Raw genomic sequence first — 16,450 nt, forward strand, 5'->3', positions numbered from 1 at the left:
CAATCAATGAAGGTGCAGGCCTGAGTGTAGCGGCGTGGCCTTGCAGCGGACATGCTTTACTTTGGTTCAGCTTGTGGCGTGACTCGCAACACTTCTTCGACGGTGGTCAATCCTTGCGCGACCTTGTCCGCACCCGCCAGGCGCAGGCTGCGCATGCCGTCCCGAGTGGCCTGGCGGCGGATAGCCTGCAGATCGCAGTCGGTACTGATCAGGGCCTTGAGGCTGGCGCTCAGCGGCATGATTTCATAGACCCCGGCGCGGCCCCGATAGCCGCTGTCGCGGCACTCCAGGCAACCGATGGCGCGACGCGCCTGTTGCGGTGCTGGCACGTGCCGGGGCTGGTTCAGGCTGTGCCAGGTGTCGGCGTCCAGGGCCAGCGGCGCCTTGCAGTGCGGGCACAGGATGCGCACCAGGCGCTGGGCCATGACGCCGAGCACGGTGGCCTTGATCAGGTAGGGCGCGATGCCCAGTTCCAGCAGGCGGCTGATGGCGCTTGGCGCATCGGTGGTGTGCAGGGTCGACAGCACCAGGTGACCGGTGAGCGCTGCCTGGATGGCCATCTCGGCGGTTTCCAGGTCGCGTATTTCGCCGATCATGATGATGTCCGGGTCCTGGCGCATCAGGGCGCGCACACCGCTGGCAAAGCTCAGGTCAATGTTGTGCTGGACCTGCATCTGATTGAACGTCGGCTCGAGCATCTCGATCGGGTCCTCGATGGTGCAGAGGTTGATCTCGGGTGTCGCGAGTTGTTTGAGGGTGGTGTAGAGCGTGGTGGTCTTGCCCGAGCCCGTGGGCCCGGTGACCAGGATGATGCCATTGGGCTGGCGGGTCATGTCCTGCCAGCGGCGCAGGTCGTCGGCGCCAAAGCCCAGTTGATCGAAGTCCTGGAGCAGCACCTGGGGGTCGAAGATGCGCATCACCAGTTTTTCACCGAAGGCGGTGGGCAGCGTCGACAGCCGCAATTCCACTTCACCGCCTTCTGGCGTCCTGGTCTTGACCCGGCCGTCCTGGGGTTTGCGTTTTTCGGCGACGTTCATCCGTCCCAGGTTTTTCAGGCGACTGACCATCGCCAGGGTGACCTGCGGCGGAAACTGGTAGACGTTGTGCAACACGCCGTCGATGCGAAAGCGCACCGTGCCTTGTTCGCGCCGGGGTTCGATGTGGATATCGCTGGCGCGCTGCTGGAAGGCGTACTGGAACAACCAGTCGACGATATTGACGATGTGCGCGTCATTGGCGTCGGGTTCCTGCTGACTGGCGCCGAGGTTGAGCAGTTGCTCGAAGTTGCCCTGCGGGGGGAGCGGCTGATCCCCATGGCTGGCGCCGATGACCGATTTGGCCAGGCGATAGAACTCCACGCAAAAGCGGCGAATCTCCAGCGGATTGGCCACCACGCGCCTGATGGGCAATTGCAGGACATGGCTCAGGTCGGCTTCCCAGCTGCGCACGTAGGGCTGCGCGCTGGCCACGGTGACCGCCTCGCGGTCGATTGCCAGCGCGAGAATTGCGTGGCGTTGGGCAAAGGCATAGGACATCACTGGGGTGATGCGCGCGACGTGGATTTTCAACGGGTCGATGCGCACATAGGGCTGGCCGGCCTGATGCGCCAGCCATTGAGTCAGGCGTTCGAGGTCCAGCGGTTGACCGCCGTGCAGGGCGTCGGCCAGGTGCTGGCTGGCGAGCAGTTCCAGGGGGTGCATCTGCTGGTTGGCGGCGCTGCGGCGTGCGCTCAGCGCCTGTTCGGCCGCGGCCTGGCCGATGACGCCTTGAGCCGTCAGGTCGCGCAGCAATTGATTGAAATCCAGCCAGCGATCCTGGTGGGCGAGTTGAGCGGACATCCGGACTCCTTGGGCAATGACCCTGCATTCGGCGCTGTCGATCGCTGTGTCGGCAGCTCAGAATGCCAAGCCTAGTTCCCGTCCGTGCCACCCGTTCGAGCCTGGCCCGATCAAGCGTTGCGAGGTTTTGCCGGGAGCCTCAGCCCGCCGCCTGCGCTGGCGCAAGCCGTTGTGAATCAGCAAGTTGCAACTGGACCGAGCAGACGCTGATCAAGTTACGTAGTTTTTCTGCGAGCACCTCGGCGCGGTGCCAGCTCAGGCCATCGATCACGATATCGAGTGACAACAAATCGTCCTCGCGGGTCATGTGCACGGCTTGTGGCATCAGTAACTGCAGGGCAAACAGGTTCAGCGCCCGGCACAACAGGTCCGGTTCGGCTTCGGCGAGCACCTGGTAGCGCACGCAGCAGTGGGCGTTGCCGGCATGCCAGGCATCGGCGCGGCTAGAGGGGGTGCTGACGGCTTCGAGCGGGGGCATGGCAGGTCTCCAGATCAATGGAGGAATTTTTACATTCGAGGCCAGGTATTTCTTATCTATGATGAGGGATATTGGCTTGATATCGAATCAGGCAATTCATCGATGGCCTATATAGGGGTTTATTTATGCACAGCGAGCTGGACGTCTATGACCGCCGCATTCTCGCGCTACTGCAAGAGGACGCCTCGCTGTCCAGCGCGCAAATTGCCGAGCAGGTCGGTTTATCCCAGTCACCGTGCTGGCGCAGGATCCAGCGGATGAAGGAGGAGGGGGTGATTCGCGGGCAGGTGACACTGCTCGACCGCAAGAAAATCGGCCTCAACACGCAGATCTTCGCCGAGGTCAAACTCAACGCCCACGGGCGTTCCAATTTCACCGAATTCACCGAGGCGATTCGCGGTTTTCCTGAGGTGCTGGAGTGTTATGTGCTGATGGGCGCGGTGGATTTTCTACTGCGCATCGTCACCGCCGACATTGAAGCCTATGAGCGCTTCTTCTTCGAGAAGCTGTCGATGGTGCCGGGGATCCAGGAAGTGAACTCGATCGTGGCGTTGTCCGAGATCAAGTCGACGACGAGTCTGCCGGTGTTGCGGGGGTAAAGATTGTTGGTGAATGGGCGGGCCTCAGTGCGAGCCGCCCGCTTGCGGCCGGCTCGCACTGACGGTGTTACATGCGCAACAGCATTTTCCACGCCCGGTTCTGATAGACCGCGATCGCCTGCTGCTTGCGTGCGTCCAGCGCTTCGTCGGTGATGGGCTCGTTGGCCAATTGCGCCAGTTTGTTCAGTTCACCGTACAGGCGATCCATTTCCGGGATGTCCAGCACCGCGCGGGCATGGTGCAGCCAGGCCTGGATGCGCTCGATGCGCGGCAGTTGCTCGGCGAGGTCTTCGGGCTGTTGCTGGTAGCGTTGCAATTGCAGCGAAGTGGCTTCTTCACCCAGCAGGCGTGGCAACCAGTTGCCCAGTTGCGCGGCGCCCTGGCGATTGCCGCGGGTGTTGCGCTCGGCAGTCCAAGTGCGGGCCAGCAACCAGCGCGAGGCGTTCAGCGAGAACTGGCCCCAGCGCGGATCTTCGAGCTCTTCGAGGAACTGCTCCGGTGCGGCTTTGCGCACGTCTTCGTCGTCCTGGCCGAACTGCACCAGCGGGCGCCAGTCTTCGAGCAAGGCATCCAGGGCCACGCGCAGGTCGTGGGTCGACTGACGCGGGGCGGCCTGGCCCAGGCTGCCGATCAGGGCGCGCAGCTCGGCGAGGCTCTCGACCCAGTCTTGCAGCAGGCGCCAGTGACCATTGAAGCGATACTGCTCGGCCAGGCGCTGGCTGCTGCCCAGCAGGTACCAGCCCAGCGCGGCAAAGGCGTCGTCCAGAGGCAGTTCGAAGCTCAGTTGCGGGGCTGGCAGGCTCAGCGAATAGCTGTGGGCGTCGAACAGGCGATAGCCACGTTCAGCCTTGCTGATGTCGCACGGCATCAGTGCCAGGGTGGCGGCCAGCTCGGCGGCCAGTTCCAGCAATGCCGCCGGCTCGCCTTCGCGCAGTTCCAGCTCCAGTTCGCAGATTTCTTCTTTCTGCTTGCCGACTACCACGTGGCCGAGGTCCAGGGCGGCTTCGATGACCACCTTGGCCTTGCCGCGACCCCAGGCGATTTCGGCGCGCTCGCGGACGAAGTCGGTGGTGAAGATTGGCTTGAGGGTTTTTTTGTCCAGTTCTGCCAGCTCTTGCGGCCAGCATTCGCCGTCGAGTTTTTTCACGTCGAGCTTGGCTTTGGCCAGCTTCCAGTCGTACTCGTTGCGTTCGGACAGACCGGCAACGCTCTGGCCACGGGTCTTGAGGGTCTGAATCACTTCTTCGCCGTCGCGGCGCAGGCGCAGGGCAACCTTGGCGCGGGCCAGGTCACGCTCTGGGGTGTCGAAGTACTGATTCATCAACTCACGGCGTTCCCAGCCACTTTTGTTGCGTTTTTTCAGTAACGGGTGCTCGCGCAGGGCGGCGAGGGTTTCGCGGCTGACGCGGAGTTTGATTTCGGTTTCTTTCTGCATGGCCGGAAAATCCAGGATCGGGAGCGCAGCCGGGGAAATGTGTGGCTGCCAAGGCCGTGCAGTGTACAGCACTCACTAAACCTGCGCGCCGCGACGGTTTATTCCGGTGACCGGATGGTTCTATGATGGACTTCAATCCGGGAGTTGGAGTCAGCGATGCCTTTGCCATCCATGAAAGACCAGTTCGCTGCGCTGATCGCCGCACCGTCGGTCAGTTGCACTCAAGCTCACCTGGATCAGAGCAATCGGCCGGTCATTGACTTGCTGGCCACCTGGCTCGGCGACCTGGGTTTTGCCTGTGACATCCAGCAGGTCAGCCCCGGAAAATTCAACCTGCTGGCCACCTTCGGCACCGGCCCTGGCGGCCTGGTATTGGCCGGGCACAGCGATACGGTGCCCTTCGACGGTGCGCTGTGGCAGACCGACCCGCTCAAGCTCACCGAAGTCGATGGCCGTTGGGTCGGCCTGGGCAGCTGCGACATGAAGGGCTTTTTTGCCCTGGCCATCGAAGCCGTGCTGCCGTTGCTCGACCAGCCGTTCAAGCAACCGCTGATGATTCTGGCCACCTGCGACGAAGAAAGCTCGATGTCCGGTGCCCGCGCCCTGGCGGCGGCCGGCAAGCCGTTGGGCCGGGCGGCGGTGATCGGTGAGCCGACGGGGCTCAAGCCGATCCGCCTGCACAAGGGGGTGATGATGGAGCGCATCGACATCCTCGGGCAGAGCGGTCACTCCTCCGACCCACGCCTGGGTCACAGCGCCCTGGAAGCCATGCACGACGCGATGGGCGAGCTGCGCGGCCTGCGCCTGCTGTGGCAACGCGAGTTCCGCAACCCGCAGTTCAGCGTGCCGCAACCGACCCTCAACTTTGGCTGCATCCACGGCGGCGACAACCCCAATCGCATCTGTGGCCAGTGTTCCCTGGAGTTCGACCTGCGGCCCTTGCCCGGCATGGACCCGAACGCCCTGCGTGAGGCGATTCGCCAGAAGCTCGGGCCGGTCGCCGAGCGCCATCAGGTGAAGATCGACTATGCGCCGCTGTTCCCCGAGGTGCCGCCGTTCGAGCAGGCGCAGGATTCGGAACTGGTGCAGGTGGCCGAAAGACTCACCGGGCATAGCGCCGAAGCAGTGGCGTTCGGCACCGAAGCGCCTTATCTTCAGCGCCTGGGTTGCGAAACCCTGGTGCTCGGCCCTGGCGATATCGCCTGCGCCCACCAGCCGGGGGAATACCTGGAAATGTCACGTTTGACGCCGACCGTGCATCTATTACGGCAACTGATCGAACATTACTGCCTGACCCCGGCGTAAATCCCGGGGCCAACCCCCCGTATTCATGAGGAGAGCGCGCGTGTCGCCAAGCCTGTTCCGACGATAACCACCAGCCCGCTGTGCGTTTTGTTTCGTCCTTTTTTCGGCTGCTATTTATTACAGGTGCAGGTGTTATGCCCGAATACGTCAACTGGCTTCGTCACGCTTCCCCTTACATCAACGCTCACCGCGATTGCACCTTTGTCGTCATGCTGCCCGGCGACGGCGTCGAGCATGCGAACTTCGGCAACATCGTCCACGACCTGGTGCTGCTGCACAGCCTCGGGGTACGCCTGGTGCTGGTGCACGGTTCGCGCCCGCAAATCGAAACCCGCCTCGCCGCGCGCGGCCTGACCCCGCATTACCATCACGGGATGCGCATCACCGATGCCGCCACCCTTGAGTGTGTGATCGATGCCGTGGGCCAGTTGCGCATCGCCATCGAGGCGCGCCTGTCGATGGACATGGCGTCCTCGCCGATGCAGGGCTCGCGCCTGCGGGTAGCCAGCGGCAACCTGGTGACGGCACGGCCGATCGGGGTGCTCGAGGGGGTCGACTATCACCACACCGGCGAAGTGCGCCGGGTCGATCGCAAGGGCATCAACCGCCTGCTGGATGAACGCTCCATCGTGCTGTTGTCTCCGTTGGGCTACTCGCCCACCGGGGAAATCTTCAACCTGGCCTGCGAAGACGTCGCCACCCGCGCCGCGATTGACCTGGGGGCCGACAAACTGCTGCTGTTCGGCGCCGAAACGGGTCTGATCGACGAAAACGGCCGCCTGGTCCGTGAGCTGCGCCCGCAACAGGTGCCGGCTCACCTGTTGCGCCTGGGGGCCAACTACCAGGCCGAATTGCTGGACGCTGCGGCGCAAGCCTGCAGCGCGGGTGTCGGTCGCAGCCATATCGTCAGTTATGCCGAAGATGGCGCGCTGCTCACTGAGCTGTTCACCCGCGATGGTGGCGGTACGCTGGTGGCCCAGGAGCAGTTCGAATTGCTGCGCGAGGCGGCCATCGAAGACGTCGGTGGTTTGCTGGATTTGATCAGCCCGCTGGAAGAGCAGGGGATCCTGGTGCGGCGCTCGCGCGAAGTGTTGGAGCGCGAGATCGAGCAGTTCAGTGTGGTCGAGCGCGAAGGGATGATCATCGCCTGTGCGGCCTTGTATCAGATTGCCGACTCGGACGCTGGCGAGCTGGCGTGCCTGGCCGTGAACCCGGAGTACCGGCACGGGCGGCGTGGCGATGAACTGCTGGAACGGATCGAAAACCGGGCCCGCGCCCAAGGCCTCAAGACGCTGTTTGTCCTCACCACGCGTACCGCGCACTGGTTCCGCGAGCGCGGTTTTGTACCCAGCAGCGTCGAACGCCTGCCGTCGGCGCGGGCTTCGCTGTACAACTACCAGCGCAACTCGAAAATCTTCGAAAAAGCCCTCTGACCTCTCCTGCTGATGCCCCGGTTTTTGTTGCCAAAGGCCGGGGCTGACAGCTGCCGTGTGCCCGAGTGAGAAAATATTTCACCCGATACACAAACTGTAACAATCCCCTTGGATGATGCGCGCTTCGCCCAATAGAGTCGCGTTTTTGATCGTGATTGACGATTGATGAAGGTCTTTTCAAACAAAAGATCTAAGGGCGTTCCGACAAATACCGTTTCGTAATTAGCCACTGGCGTTCGCTTCGGCGAATGTGGATTTGCTATATTCCCGAATCGTATGAAAAACGACGAAATAATTCTTTTTGGGTTTATGGAAAATTCATTAACCTGAACTGACCGAATCATGCGGTTAGACCTTGGTCGTAGACACGCCTTGTTACGATTGACTTGGCAGTCACGCTCTGGCGCTAATCGCGCATCTGTGGATCCGGGGCATCAGACCTTGGACCAAGAAACACAAAAATTAGAAACGAGAGGAGTGAAACATGAACAAGTCCACCTTGGCCCTGGCAGTGGCCGTAGGGGTTGTCGCGCAGCAGGCAGGCGCCGCCGGTTTTATCGAAGACAGCAAGGCCACCCTGGGTCTGCGTAACTTCTACATCAACACCGATAACCGCGATAACAACGCCAAAGCCGCTGGTGCACAGAGCAAGCAGGAAGAATGGGGCCAAGGTTTTGATCTGCGCTTCACCTCGGGTTACACCCAGGGCACCGTGGGCTTCGGCCTGGATGCCATCGGCCTGGTGGGCGTGAAGCTGGACTCCGGCGGCGGCACCAACGGCGCCACCGCAACTTCCTACGGCGGCACTGTGTTCCCGAGCAAGTCCAACGGTGAAGCCGTGGACAACTTCTCCAGCCTGGGCCTGACCGCCAAGGCCAAGATTTCCCAGACCGAACTGAAGCTCGGCACCCTGCAGCCAAAACTGCCGGTGATCGTGACCAACGACGGTCGCCTGCTGCCGCAAACCTTCCAGGGCGGCCAGATCACCACCAACGAGATCAAGGACCTGACCCTGGTCGGTGGCCAGATCGAGCACGCCAAAGGTCGTAACTCCAGCAACAACGAAGAACTGTCGATTGCTGGCGCCAACAGCCCAACCGCTAGCGGTCGCGACAGCAACAAGTTCATCTACGGCGGCGGTGACTACAAGATCACCAAGGACCTGACCGCACAGTACTACTACGGCAACCTGGACGATTTCTACAAGCAACACTTCCTGGGCCTGGTACACAACTGGGCAATCGGCCCGGGCGTGCTGAAGTCGGACTTCCGTTACTTCAACAGCAGCGATGACGGTGCCAACGGCCACGATCCGGCCTACTACACCACCGGTGACTACGGCACCGGCATCACCAAGGGCAAGGTCGACAACAACCTGTTCAGCGGCCTGCTGCTGTACACGGTATCCGGTCACACCTTCGGTGGCGGTTACCAGGTCAGCAACGGCGACAGCGACTTCCCTTGGCTGAACCAGGGTGATGGCTCGTCGGCTTACCTGACGACCGACATGCAGATTGCCAAGTTTGCCCGTGCTGGCGAACGTACCTGGCAAGCTCGCTACTCCTACGACTTCGCTCAAGTGGGCGCGCCTGGCCTGACCGCGGGCATCGTTTACCTGCGTGGCGACAACATCGACACCTCGGGTAACGTCGGCACCACCAAGCCACAGACCAAAGTCAATGCCACTGGCGCCAGCGAGTGGGAACGCGACCTGACCGTCGCTTACGTGATTCCGCAGGGCCCGCTGAAGAACCTGGGTCTGACCTGGAAAAACGCCATGTGGCGCAACGACATCCCGGGTCAACGCGACCAGGATGAAAACCGCCTGATCGTCAGCTACTCGATCCCGCTGTTGTAACAGCGCTCGCCAGACTGATAAAAAAAGCCCCGCCAGGCATTGCGCCTGGCGGGGCTTTTGTTTACCGGTAGACCCACCCCCGTGTGTCTGCCGGCTTCCCTCTTTTACCGCAACTCAAGGCCTTCTCGAACCTTGGGCGCCAGCGTGGGCGCTGCGGGCGCAGGCGTCCAGTGAACAGATATTTAATATTCGTTTAAGTTCTAAATAAATCGATATTTATTCTTTTTAACTGGGAAAAAGACAAGGCACAGTAGGCTCATTCCGCACTCATCAGGAGCAGCACTATGAGCCTCAGACTGGGCGACATCGCCCCCGATTTCGAACAGGATTCCAGCGCCGGCATCATTCGTTTCCATGAGTGGCTGGGCGACAGTTGGGGCGTGCTGTTTTCCCATCCGGCGGACTTCACGCCGGTGTGCACCACGGAGCTGGGGTTTACCGCCAAGCTCAAGGACGAGTTTGCCCAGCGCGGGGTCAAGGCCATTGCCTTGTCCGTCGACCCGGTGGATTCGCATCACCGCTGGATCGAAGACATCAACGAAACCCAGGACACCCTGGTCAACTTCCCGATCCTGGCCGACGCCGACCGCAAGGTCTCGGACCTCTACGACCTGATCCACCCGAACGCCAACGACACCCTGACCGTGCGTTCGCTGTTCGTGATCGACCCGAACAAAAAGGTGCGGCTGACCATCACCTATCCGGCCAGTACTGGGCGCAACTTCAACGAAATCCTGCGGGTGATCGACTCGCTGCAGCTCACCGACCACTACAAGGTGGCCACGCCGGCCAACTGGCAGGACGGTGACGAAGTGGTGATTGTGCCCTCGCTCAAGGACGAAGCAGAGATCGCCCAGCGCTTCCCCAAAGGTTACCGCGCGGTGAAGCCCTACCTGCGCCTGACGCCGCAGCCGAACCGGTAATCCGCCAGCTTTTGTGGCGCGCCTTACCACCCCATCGCGGGCAAGCGGAACGCCGCCCGGCCCGCTCCCACAACGCATCGCGCACATCCTGTGGGAGCGGGTTTGCCCGCGATGGGGTCGGATTGACCGCCGCAACAATCCGCGTGAACCAGAATCACAAAGCAGGGGTTTTCAGGCCGTTTCGACGGCCTTTTTTTGCCTGCGCCCGGGCGGTTTTTAATATTCATTTTGAGTATAAACAAATGAATAAATATGATTTATAGATATATGAATCACCTGTTAAGGTCACTCCATCACCGCGAGATCGCAAGTTGCGAATCGCCCACTACATGCAAGGAATCAAGGTAATGCTGGTCGTCTCACTCGGAGGAAGTCCCAGCCAACGCTCCCGTTCCGGGGTGCTGCTGGATCGCTCCCAGCGCTGGTTGCAACAACAGGGTGTGGAAGTGGTGAGTTACCAGGTACGGGACTTCCCGGCCGAAGATTTACTGCATGCCCGCTTCGACAGCCCGAAGGTGATCGACCTGCTGCAACAGATTGCCAATGCCGATGGGCTGCTGATCGCCACGCCGGTCTACAAGGCGTCCTTTTCGGGCGCACTGAAAACCGTCCTGGACCTGCTGCCTGAACGCGCCCTGAGCCACAAGGTGGTACTGCCGATGGCTACGGGCGGCAGTATTGCTCACATGCTGGCGGTGGATTACGCGCTCAAGCCGGTGCTGTCGGCACTCAAGGCCCAGGAAATGCTGCACGGCATCTTTGCCGAAGATAACCAGATCGCCTATGGCGAAGGCAGTGCCCAGGCGAAGTTGGCACCGGAGCTGGAGCAACGCTTGAACGAAGCCCTGGAGCAGTTTTTCAGCGCCATGGCCCGCCGCCCGAAGCCACTTGATCCACACCTGTTGAATGAACGTTTGTTGAGTGCTCGCTGGAGCATTTGAGTCCCACCCGAAATCTGAAGTACTGGCCTTACTCGCCCGCTAACGGGCAAGCAGGTGCAGCCACAACCCCACTGCAAAAAGGAGAGCGCCATGCGCCCTGTCATTTTGCGTCGCGGTCTGGTCGCTCTGTTTGCTGCGGCTGTGTCCTTCGGCGCCATTACTCAAGCCCAGGCCGAGACCCTACGTATCGGCTATCAGAAATACGGCACCCTGGTGCTGCTCAAAGCCAAGGGCACCCTGGAGAAAAGCCTCGCCGCCCAAGGCGTCGACGTGCAATGGACTGAGTTCCCCGGTGGCCCGCAACTGCTCGAAGGTTTGAACGTCGGCTCCATCGACTTCGGCGTGACCGGCGAAACCCCGCCAGTGTTCGCCCAGGCCGCCGGTGCCGATCTGCTCTATGTCGCCTACGAGCCACCCGCTCCCCACAGTGAAGCGATCCTGGTGCCGAAGGACTCGGCAATCCAATCGGTACAGGATCTCAAGGGCAAGAAAGTCGTGCTCAACAAGGGCTCCAACGTGCACTACCTGCTGGTGCGCGCCCTGGAAGACGCCGGCCTCAAATACAGCGACATTCAGACCGTATTCCTGCCCCCAGCCGATGCCCGCGCAGCGTTCGAGCGCGGCAGCGTCGACGCCTGGGTGATCTGGGACCCGTACCAGGCCGCCGCCGAACAGCAACTGCAGGCCCGCACCCTGCGTGATGGCAAAGGCATCGTCGACAACCATCAGTTCTACCTGGCCACCAAGCCTTACGCCGAGCAGCACCCGGCCGTGATCAAGACCCTGGTGGATGAAGTCCGCGCTGTCGGTGAGTGGTCCCAGGCCAACCCCGAGGATGTGACCAAACAGGTGGCGCCACTGCTCGGCCTGCCCGCCGACATCACCCTGACCTCGGTGAAACGCCAGGGCTACGGCGCGCACTTCCTGACGCCGGAAGTGGTCGCGGCGCAGCAGAAGATCGCCGACAGCTTCTACCAGCTCAAGTTGATCCCTAAACCCTTGAGCATCAAAGACGTGATCTGGACCCCGCCGGCGACCATTGCCAAAACCCAGTAGTTCGACTTTCCAAGGAGACCACTCCATGAGCCTCAATATTTTCTGGTTCCTGCCTACCCACGGCGACGGCCATTACCTTGGCACTGCCGAAGGCGCGCGCGCCGTGGACCATGGCTACCTGCAACAAGTCGCCCAGGCGGCGGACCGCCTGGGGTTCGGCGGGGTGTTGATCCCCACCGGGCGCTCCTGCGAAGACTCGTGGCTGGTGGCAGCCTCGCTGATCCCGGTGACCCAGCGCCTGAAGTTCCTGGTTGCCCTGCGCCCCGGGATCATTTCCCCGACGGTGGCGGCGCGTCAGGCGGCGACCCTGGACCGGTTGTCCGGTGGCCGGGCGTTGTTCAACCTGGTGACCGGCGGTGACCCGGAAGAGTTGGCGGGCGATGGCTTGTTCCTCAGCCACGAAGAGCGTTATCAGGCCTCCGTGGAGTTCACCCGGATCTGGCGCCGCGTGCTGGAAGGCGAAACCGTTGATTACGACGGGCAACACATCAGCGTCAAAGGCGCCAAGTTGCTCTATCCACCCATCCAGCAACCGCGTCCACCGCTGTACTTCGGTGGCTCTTCAGAAGCGGCGCAGGACCTGGCCGCCGAGCAGGTCGAAATGGTGTTGACCTGGGGCGAGCCACCGGCCGCGGTCGCCGAGAAAATCGCGCAAGTGCGGGAGAAGGCGGCCAAGCTGGGCCGTACCGTACGCTTCGGCATTCGTCTGCACGTGATCGTGCGCGAGACCAATGACGAAGCCTGGCGGGCCGCGGACCGTCTGATTTCCCATCTGGATGACGACACTATCGCCCGGGCCCAGGCGTCGTTGGCGCGCTTTGACTCGGTGGGCCAGCAACGCATGGCTGCGCTGCATGGGGGCAGCCGCGACAATCTGGAAGTCAGCCCGAACCTGTGGGCCGGTGTCGGCCTGGTACGTGGCGGTGCCGGAACGGCGCTGGTCGGCGATGGCCCGACGGTGGCGGCACGGGTCAAGGAGTACGCGGACCTGGGCATCGACACCTTCATCTTCTCCGGTTATCCACACCTGGAAGAGTCGTATCGGGTAGCGGAACTGCTGTTCCCGCACCTCGACATAGAGCGTCCTGAGTTGCCGAAAACGGGCGGCTACGTCAGCCCGTTCGGTGAAATGGTGGCCAACGACATTCTTCCCAAAGCCGCGTCCCAGAGCTGAGGCGCGCCATGAAGAAGCAAACCCTTATCCACAGTCTCGCGCCCTGGGCCCTGCCGGTGCTGTTGCTGGCGGTGTGGCAGTTGTCGGTGTCGGCGGGGTGGTTGTCGACGCGGATTCTGCCGGCTCCGATCGCGGTGATCGAAGCGGGCGTGAGCCTGGTGCAAAGCGGCGAAATCTGGAAACACCTGGCCATCAGCGGCTGGCGTGCTGGCGTCGGTTTTGTCATTGGCGGCGGCATCGGCCTGGTGCTGGGTTTCATCACCGGCCTGTCGAAGTGGGGCGAGTGCCTGCTCGACAGTTCGGTGCAGATGATCCGCAACGTGCCGCACCTGGCGTTGATCCCGCTGGTGATCCTGTGGTTTGGCATCGACGAGTCGGCAAAGATTTTCCTGGTGGCCCTGGGCACGTTGTTTCCGATCTACCTCAACACCTACCACGGTATTCGTAACGTCGACCCGGCCCTGGTGGAAATGGCGCGCAGTTATGGCTTGAGCGGTTTCAGCCTGTTCCGCCAGGTGATCCTGCCGGGTGCGCTGCCGTCGATTCTGGTGGGGGTACGTTTTGCCCTGGGCTTCATGTGGTTGACGCTGATCGTGGCCGAAACCATCTCGGCCAGCTCAGGTATCGGCTACCTGGCAATGAACGCCCGGGAGTTCCTGCAGACCGACGTGGTGGTGCTGGCGATTGTGCTCTATGCGGTGCTCGGCAAGTTGGCCGACCTCGCGGCCCGAGGCCTGGAGCGGGTGTGGCTGCGCTGGCACCCGGCCTATCAAGTGGCCAAGGGAGGTGGCGCATGACGGCTCAACAACCGCCGCGCCTGCTGCGTGGGATTCCCCTGGCCGTGCGCAAGCTGCAAAAGACCTTTGGTGCGCGGCAAGTGCTGCGCGACATCGATCTGCATATTCCAGCCGGCCAGTTCGTCGCGGTGGTCGGTCGCAGTGGCTGTGGCAAAAGCACTTTGCTGCGTTTGCTCGCCGGCCTCGACCAGCCAACCGACGGGCAATTGCTGGCGGGCTCGGCAGCCCTCAGCGAAGCACGGCAAGACACCCGGCTGATGTTCCAGGAGGCGCGGTTGCTGCCCTGGAAAAAGGTCATCGACAACGTGGGCCTCGGCCTCAAGGGCAACTGGCGCCAGCAGGCCCTGGATGCCCTGGAAGCGGTAGGCCTGGCCGACCGCGCCGATGAATGGCCGGCGGCATTGTCCGGCGGGCAGAAACAACGGGTGGCCCTGGCCCGGGCACTGATCCACCAGCCGCGCCTGCTGCTGCTCGACGAGCCGCTCGGCGCCCTGGACGCCCTGACCCGGATTGAAATGCAGCAACTGATTGAGCGCCTGTGGCAGCAGCATGGTTTTACCGTGCTGCTGGTGACCCACGATGTCAGCGAAGCGGTGGCGATTGCCGACCGGGTGCTGCTGATCGAAGAGGGCGAGATTGGCCTGGACCTGCACGTCGAGTTACCGCGCCCTCGGGTCCGCGGTTCCCATCGGCTGGCAGCGCTGGAAACCGAAGTGCTCAACCGCGTGTTGGCCCTGCCGGGTGTACCGCCCGAGCCGGAACCTGTTTCACCCTTGCCCACGCAATTGCGCTGGGCTCAATAACTCATCGTTCTTCCCACGACAGGAATCACCCTCATGACTATCAAAGCCATCAACGTTCGCAACCAGTTCAAAGGCACCATCAAGGAAATCGTCGAAGGCGATGTGCTGTCGGAAATCGACGTGCAAACCGCTTCCGGCATCGTCACCTCGGTGATCACCACCCGCTCGGTCAAGGAGCTGGAGCTGGTGATTGGCAGCGAAGTGATCGCCTTCGTGAAGTCCACCGAGGTCTCGATCGCCAAGTTGTAAGCCATGCACGACGAACAACCCCGAAGGGTGTGAGCCCTTCGGGGGTTTTTTATGGGTTTTTTTGGGGTTGCGGGTGGGTCGCCATCGCGAGTCCGGATTCAGGCCGGGTGGTTGCGTTTAGGCAGATAGGGCGGCAGATACAACCCCAGGTACGCATCAAACACCCGCATCCCTTCCTCCGCCATACGCGGGGTGATCTGCCCATGCTGCTGTACCGAACGCGCATAAACCCGATCGCCCAGCTCCATGGCCAGGGCAAACACGTCGACGTCGCTGGGCAGCGCCGGCAGTTCAAAGTGCTGGTTGAAGAGGGTGTGCATCAGGTCGCCCAGTTCGAGGTCGTGCTGGCGGTCGGCCTGGGTGACCTCGGTGAGCCCGTGCTGGGCCAGGATCAACTGGCGGGCGGCGGCGTCTTCGCTGTAGATCTGCAGCATGCGTTGCTCCACCAGCCGCGACAGGTCTCGCCAGCCGGTGAGGGTGTCATGGTCGATAGGCGCTTGCAGGCAGGCGCGGAACGCGGCGTGGACATCGGCCGTCAGTGCTTCGAGCAGGCTCGGGACGCTGGCGAAGAAATGGTAGACGGAGGAGGGTGGGATTTGCGCGCGCTCGGCGACACTGTAGATCGACAAACTGGCTACGCCCTCGGCAGCCAGCAGTGTACGGGCGGCATCGAGTATCGAATCGATTCGCGCCTGGCTGCGGGCACGGGGTTTACGAAGAGTGGCGGGCCGGGTCATTGAAGTCTCCTGCAAAGGCAGCGGGCATTGTACGAGGCGACTCGCGCCTTGTCTGTACGGGCCCACTGCGCCGCCTGGCCGCCAGGGAAGTTTAGCCGTCGACTTGCACACTCCGACCGTTCAAGGGTTGGACCGGACGTGCGTTCATCGGATACAGCGCCTGGAAAGCTTCCAGTTGCACCCGGGAGATTTGCACCGCAGTCGTCAGCACATGCCAGCGCACGCCTTCAGTACAGGGCGGGGTTGTCAGAGAACCCAGGTAGGAATAGGTGTTGTGTGTGGCGGGCAATAAATCGGCAATGTTCAGTGTGTCCAGGGTCGCCGTGCCACCCGCGCTTTTTGGCATGGCTGTCAGGATCGGCTCCAGCGTCGGGTTATGTGCGCCCTCTTCAAACAACAGGGCCACAACGGCCAGTTCACCTGCGGTGTTGCGATGAACCAGATGCGCATTCAGAGGATAGGAGCGGCCCTGGATTTTTTCCTCGCTGGGTGTATGGAAGTGCATTTGCACGAGCGAATAGGCACCGGAGGCCAGGGTGATACCACCTGGCTCCTGCGGCGATACCTGGATCGTATGACCGTTGTTGAGCACGGTGGCTGTGCTTGGGCGATAGGTGAAGGTTGGGGGCTCGACTCCAGCCTGCACCGTGTCATGAATATCGATGGGCGACTGTTCTTTGCCCGAGGTGCAGAGCCTGTATTCGCTCTTCAGTTCGCTCCAGCTTTCCGGGCCTGAGGGTGCGGTGTAGCCCCATTGCACGGTGTCGGCGGTGTTGGCCCAGGCGGTGGTACACAAACCGGCGGCGATCAGGGTCATGGCTGTG

General features: G+C 62.0%; 16 protein-coding genes. 11 read left to right on the plus strand and 5 right to left on the minus strand.

What is annotated here, in order from left to right; genetic code table 11:
- Positions 1–56: 56 nt before the first annotated feature.
- Positions 57–1,838: a type IV pilus assembly ATPase TfpB gene (gene tfpB, locus Q1W70_RS11470; RefSeq protein WP_302098831.1), complete on the minus strand. Its 1,782-nt coding sequence runs from the start codon at positions 1,836–1,838 to the stop codon at positions 57–59.
- Between the two features lie 139 nt (positions 1,839–1,977).
- Positions 1,978–2,316: an ACT-like domain-containing protein gene (locus Q1W70_RS11475; protein WP_166589199.1), complete on the minus strand. Its 339-nt coding sequence runs from the start codon at positions 2,314–2,316 to the stop codon at positions 1,978–1,980.
- A gap of 125 nt (positions 2,317–2,441) precedes the next feature.
- Here Q1W70_RS11475 and Q1W70_RS11480 point away from each other — a divergent pair, with 125 nt between their 5' ends.
- A complete protein-coding gene (locus tag Q1W70_RS11480; RefSeq protein WP_166589198.1) occupies positions 2,442–2,915 on the plus strand; it encodes an Lrp/AsnC family transcriptional regulator in 474 nt (157 codons plus the stop codon).
- Between the two features lie 67 nt (positions 2,916–2,982).
- On the opposite strand, the gene Q1W70_RS11485 is transcribed toward Q1W70_RS11480, so the two are convergent.
- On the minus strand, positions 2,983–4,350 hold the full coding sequence (locus Q1W70_RS11485; protein WP_166589197.1) for a CYTH domain-containing protein: 1,368 nt from the start codon (positions 4,348–4,350) through the stop codon (positions 2,983–2,985).
- A 156-nt stretch (positions 4,351–4,506) separates the two neighbouring features.
- On the opposite strand from Q1W70_RS11485, the gene argE reads away from it, so the two are divergent.
- The 10 genes from argE (at position 4,507) to Q1W70_RS11535 (ending at position 14,889) form a co-directional block, all read left to right on the plus strand.
- Positions 4,507–5,655 carry an acetylornithine deacetylase gene (argE, locus tag Q1W70_RS11490; protein WP_182342803.1) on the plus strand — a complete coding sequence of 383 codons (1,149 nt, stop codon included), beginning with the start codon at positions 4,507–4,509 and terminating at the stop codon, positions 5,653–5,655.
- A gap of 134 nt (positions 5,656–5,789) precedes the next feature.
- Positions 5,790–7,088: an amino-acid N-acetyltransferase gene (gene argA, locus Q1W70_RS11495; RefSeq protein WP_166589195.1), complete on the plus strand. Its 1,299-nt coding sequence runs from the start codon at positions 5,790–5,792 to the stop codon at positions 7,086–7,088.
- 484 nt (positions 7,089–7,572) lie between these two features.
- Positions 7,573–8,946, plus strand: coding sequence for an OprD family porin (locus Q1W70_RS11500; protein WP_166589194.1), 1,374 nt, complete (start codon positions 7,573–7,575; stop codon positions 8,944–8,946).
- Between the two features lie 284 nt (positions 8,947–9,230).
- Positions 9,231–9,869 carry a peroxiredoxin gene (locus Q1W70_RS11505; protein ID WP_302098832.1) on the plus strand — a complete coding sequence of 213 codons (639 nt, stop codon included), beginning with the start codon at positions 9,231–9,233 and terminating at the stop codon, positions 9,867–9,869.
- A 347-nt stretch (positions 9,870–10,216) separates the two neighbouring features.
- Positions 10,217–10,810, plus strand: a complete 594-nt coding sequence (ssuE, locus tag Q1W70_RS11510; RefSeq protein WP_095164700.1) for an NADPH-dependent FMN reductase — start codon at positions 10,217–10,219, stop codon at positions 10,808–10,810.
- A gap of 90 nt (positions 10,811–10,900) precedes the next feature.
- A complete protein-coding gene (locus tag Q1W70_RS11515) occupies positions 10,901–11,866 on the plus strand; it encodes a sulfonate ABC transporter substrate-binding protein (protein WP_302098833.1) in 966 nt (321 codons plus the stop codon).
- A 25-nt stretch (positions 11,867–11,891) separates the two neighbouring features.
- On the plus strand, positions 11,892–13,040 hold the full coding sequence (gene ssuD / locus Q1W70_RS11520) for an FMNH2-dependent alkanesulfonate monooxygenase (RefSeq protein ID WP_182342799.1): 1,149 nt from the start codon (positions 11,892–11,894) through the stop codon (positions 13,038–13,040).
- 8 nt (positions 13,041–13,048) lie between these two features.
- Positions 13,049–13,837: an aliphatic sulfonate ABC transporter permease SsuC gene (gene ssuC / locus Q1W70_RS11525; protein WP_166589190.1), complete on the plus strand. Its 789-nt coding sequence runs from the start codon at positions 13,049–13,051 to the stop codon at positions 13,835–13,837.
- Positions 13,834–14,640: an aliphatic sulfonates ABC transporter ATP-binding protein gene (gene ssuB, locus Q1W70_RS11530; RefSeq protein ID WP_166589189.1), complete on the plus strand. Its 807-nt coding sequence runs from the start codon at positions 13,834–13,836 to the stop codon at positions 14,638–14,640. The genes ssuC and ssuB overlap by 4 nt, the downstream gene beginning before the upstream one ends.
- 33 nt (positions 14,641–14,673) lie before the next feature.
- Positions 14,674–14,889 (plus strand): TOBE domain-containing protein, encoded by a 216-nt coding sequence (locus Q1W70_RS11535; protein ID WP_003213899.1) that lies wholly within the window; start codon positions 14,674–14,676, stop codon positions 14,887–14,889.
- A 98-nt stretch (positions 14,890–14,987) separates the two neighbouring features.
- Here the strand turns inward: Q1W70_RS11535 and Q1W70_RS11540 are convergent, their stop codons facing one another.
- Both Q1W70_RS11540 and Q1W70_RS11545 read right to left on the minus strand, forming a co-directional pair.
- Positions 14,988–15,626, minus strand: coding sequence for a TetR/AcrR family transcriptional regulator (locus Q1W70_RS11540; protein ID WP_166589188.1), 639 nt, complete (start codon positions 15,624–15,626; stop codon positions 14,988–14,990).
- 91 nt (positions 15,627–15,717) lie between these two features.
- On the minus strand, positions 15,718–16,443 hold the full coding sequence (locus tag Q1W70_RS11545) for a carbonic anhydrase (protein ID WP_302098834.1): 726 nt from the start codon (positions 16,441–16,443) through the stop codon (positions 15,718–15,720).
- Between the last annotated feature and the right edge of the window lie 7 nt (positions 16,444–16,450).

The sequence above is a fragment of the Pseudomonas kielensis genome (assembly GCF_030505375.1).
Lineage (GTDB): Bacteria > Pseudomonadota > Gammaproteobacteria > Pseudomonadales > Pseudomonadaceae > Aquipseudomonas > Aquipseudomonas kielensis.

Coding starts and splice junctions, on each gene's coding strand:
- argA (WP_166589195.1), top strand. CDS start 5,790: ATGCCCGAATACGTCAACTGGCTTCGTCACGCTTCCCCTTACATCAAC.
- ssuD (WP_182342799.1), top strand. CDS start 11,892: ATGAGCCTCAATATTTTCTGGTTCCTGCCTACCCACGGCGACGGCCAT.
- ssuC (WP_166589190.1), top strand. CDS start 13,049: ATGAAGAAGCAAACCCTTATCCACAGTCTCGCGCCCTGGGCCCTGCCG.
- Q1W70_RS11475 (WP_166589199.1), bottom strand. CDS start 2,316: ATGCCCCCGCTCGAAGCCGTCAGCACCCCCTCTAGCCGCGCCGATGCC.
- Q1W70_RS11535 (WP_003213899.1), top strand. CDS start 14,674: ATGACTATCAAAGCCATCAACGTTCGCAACCAGTTCAAAGGCACCATC.
- ssuE (WP_095164700.1), top strand. CDS start 10,217: ATGCTGGTCGTCTCACTCGGAGGAAGTCCCAGCCAACGCTCCCGTTCC.
- Q1W70_RS11545 (WP_302098834.1), bottom strand. CDS start 16,443: ATGACCCTGATCGCCGCCGGTTTGTGTACCACCGCCTGGGCCAACACC.
- Q1W70_RS11500 (WP_166589194.1), top strand. CDS start 7,573: ATGAACAAGTCCACCTTGGCCCTGGCAGTGGCCGTAGGGGTTGTCGCG.
- argE (WP_182342803.1), top strand. CDS start 4,507: ATGCCTTTGCCATCCATGAAAGACCAGTTCGCTGCGCTGATCGCCGCA.
- ssuB (WP_166589189.1), top strand. CDS start 13,834: ATGACGGCTCAACAACCGCCGCGCCTGCTGCGTGGGATTCCCCTGGCC.
- tfpB (WP_302098831.1), bottom strand. CDS start 1,838: ATGTCCGCTCAACTCGCCCACCAGGATCGCTGGCTGGATTTCAATCAA.
- Q1W70_RS11540 (WP_166589188.1), bottom strand. CDS start 15,626: ATGACCCGGCCCGCCACTCTTCGTAAACCCCGTGCCCGCAGCCAGGCG.
- Q1W70_RS11480 (WP_166589198.1), top strand. CDS start 2,442: ATGCACAGCGAGCTGGACGTCTATGACCGCCGCATTCTCGCGCTACTG.
- Q1W70_RS11515 (WP_302098833.1), top strand. CDS start 10,901: ATGCGCCCTGTCATTTTGCGTCGCGGTCTGGTCGCTCTGTTTGCTGCG.
- Q1W70_RS11505 (WP_302098832.1), top strand. CDS start 9,231: ATGAGCCTCAGACTGGGCGACATCGCCCCCGATTTCGAACAGGATTCC.
- Q1W70_RS11485 (WP_166589197.1), bottom strand. CDS start 4,350: ATGCAGAAAGAAACCGAAATCAAACTCCGCGTCAGCCGCGAAACCCTC.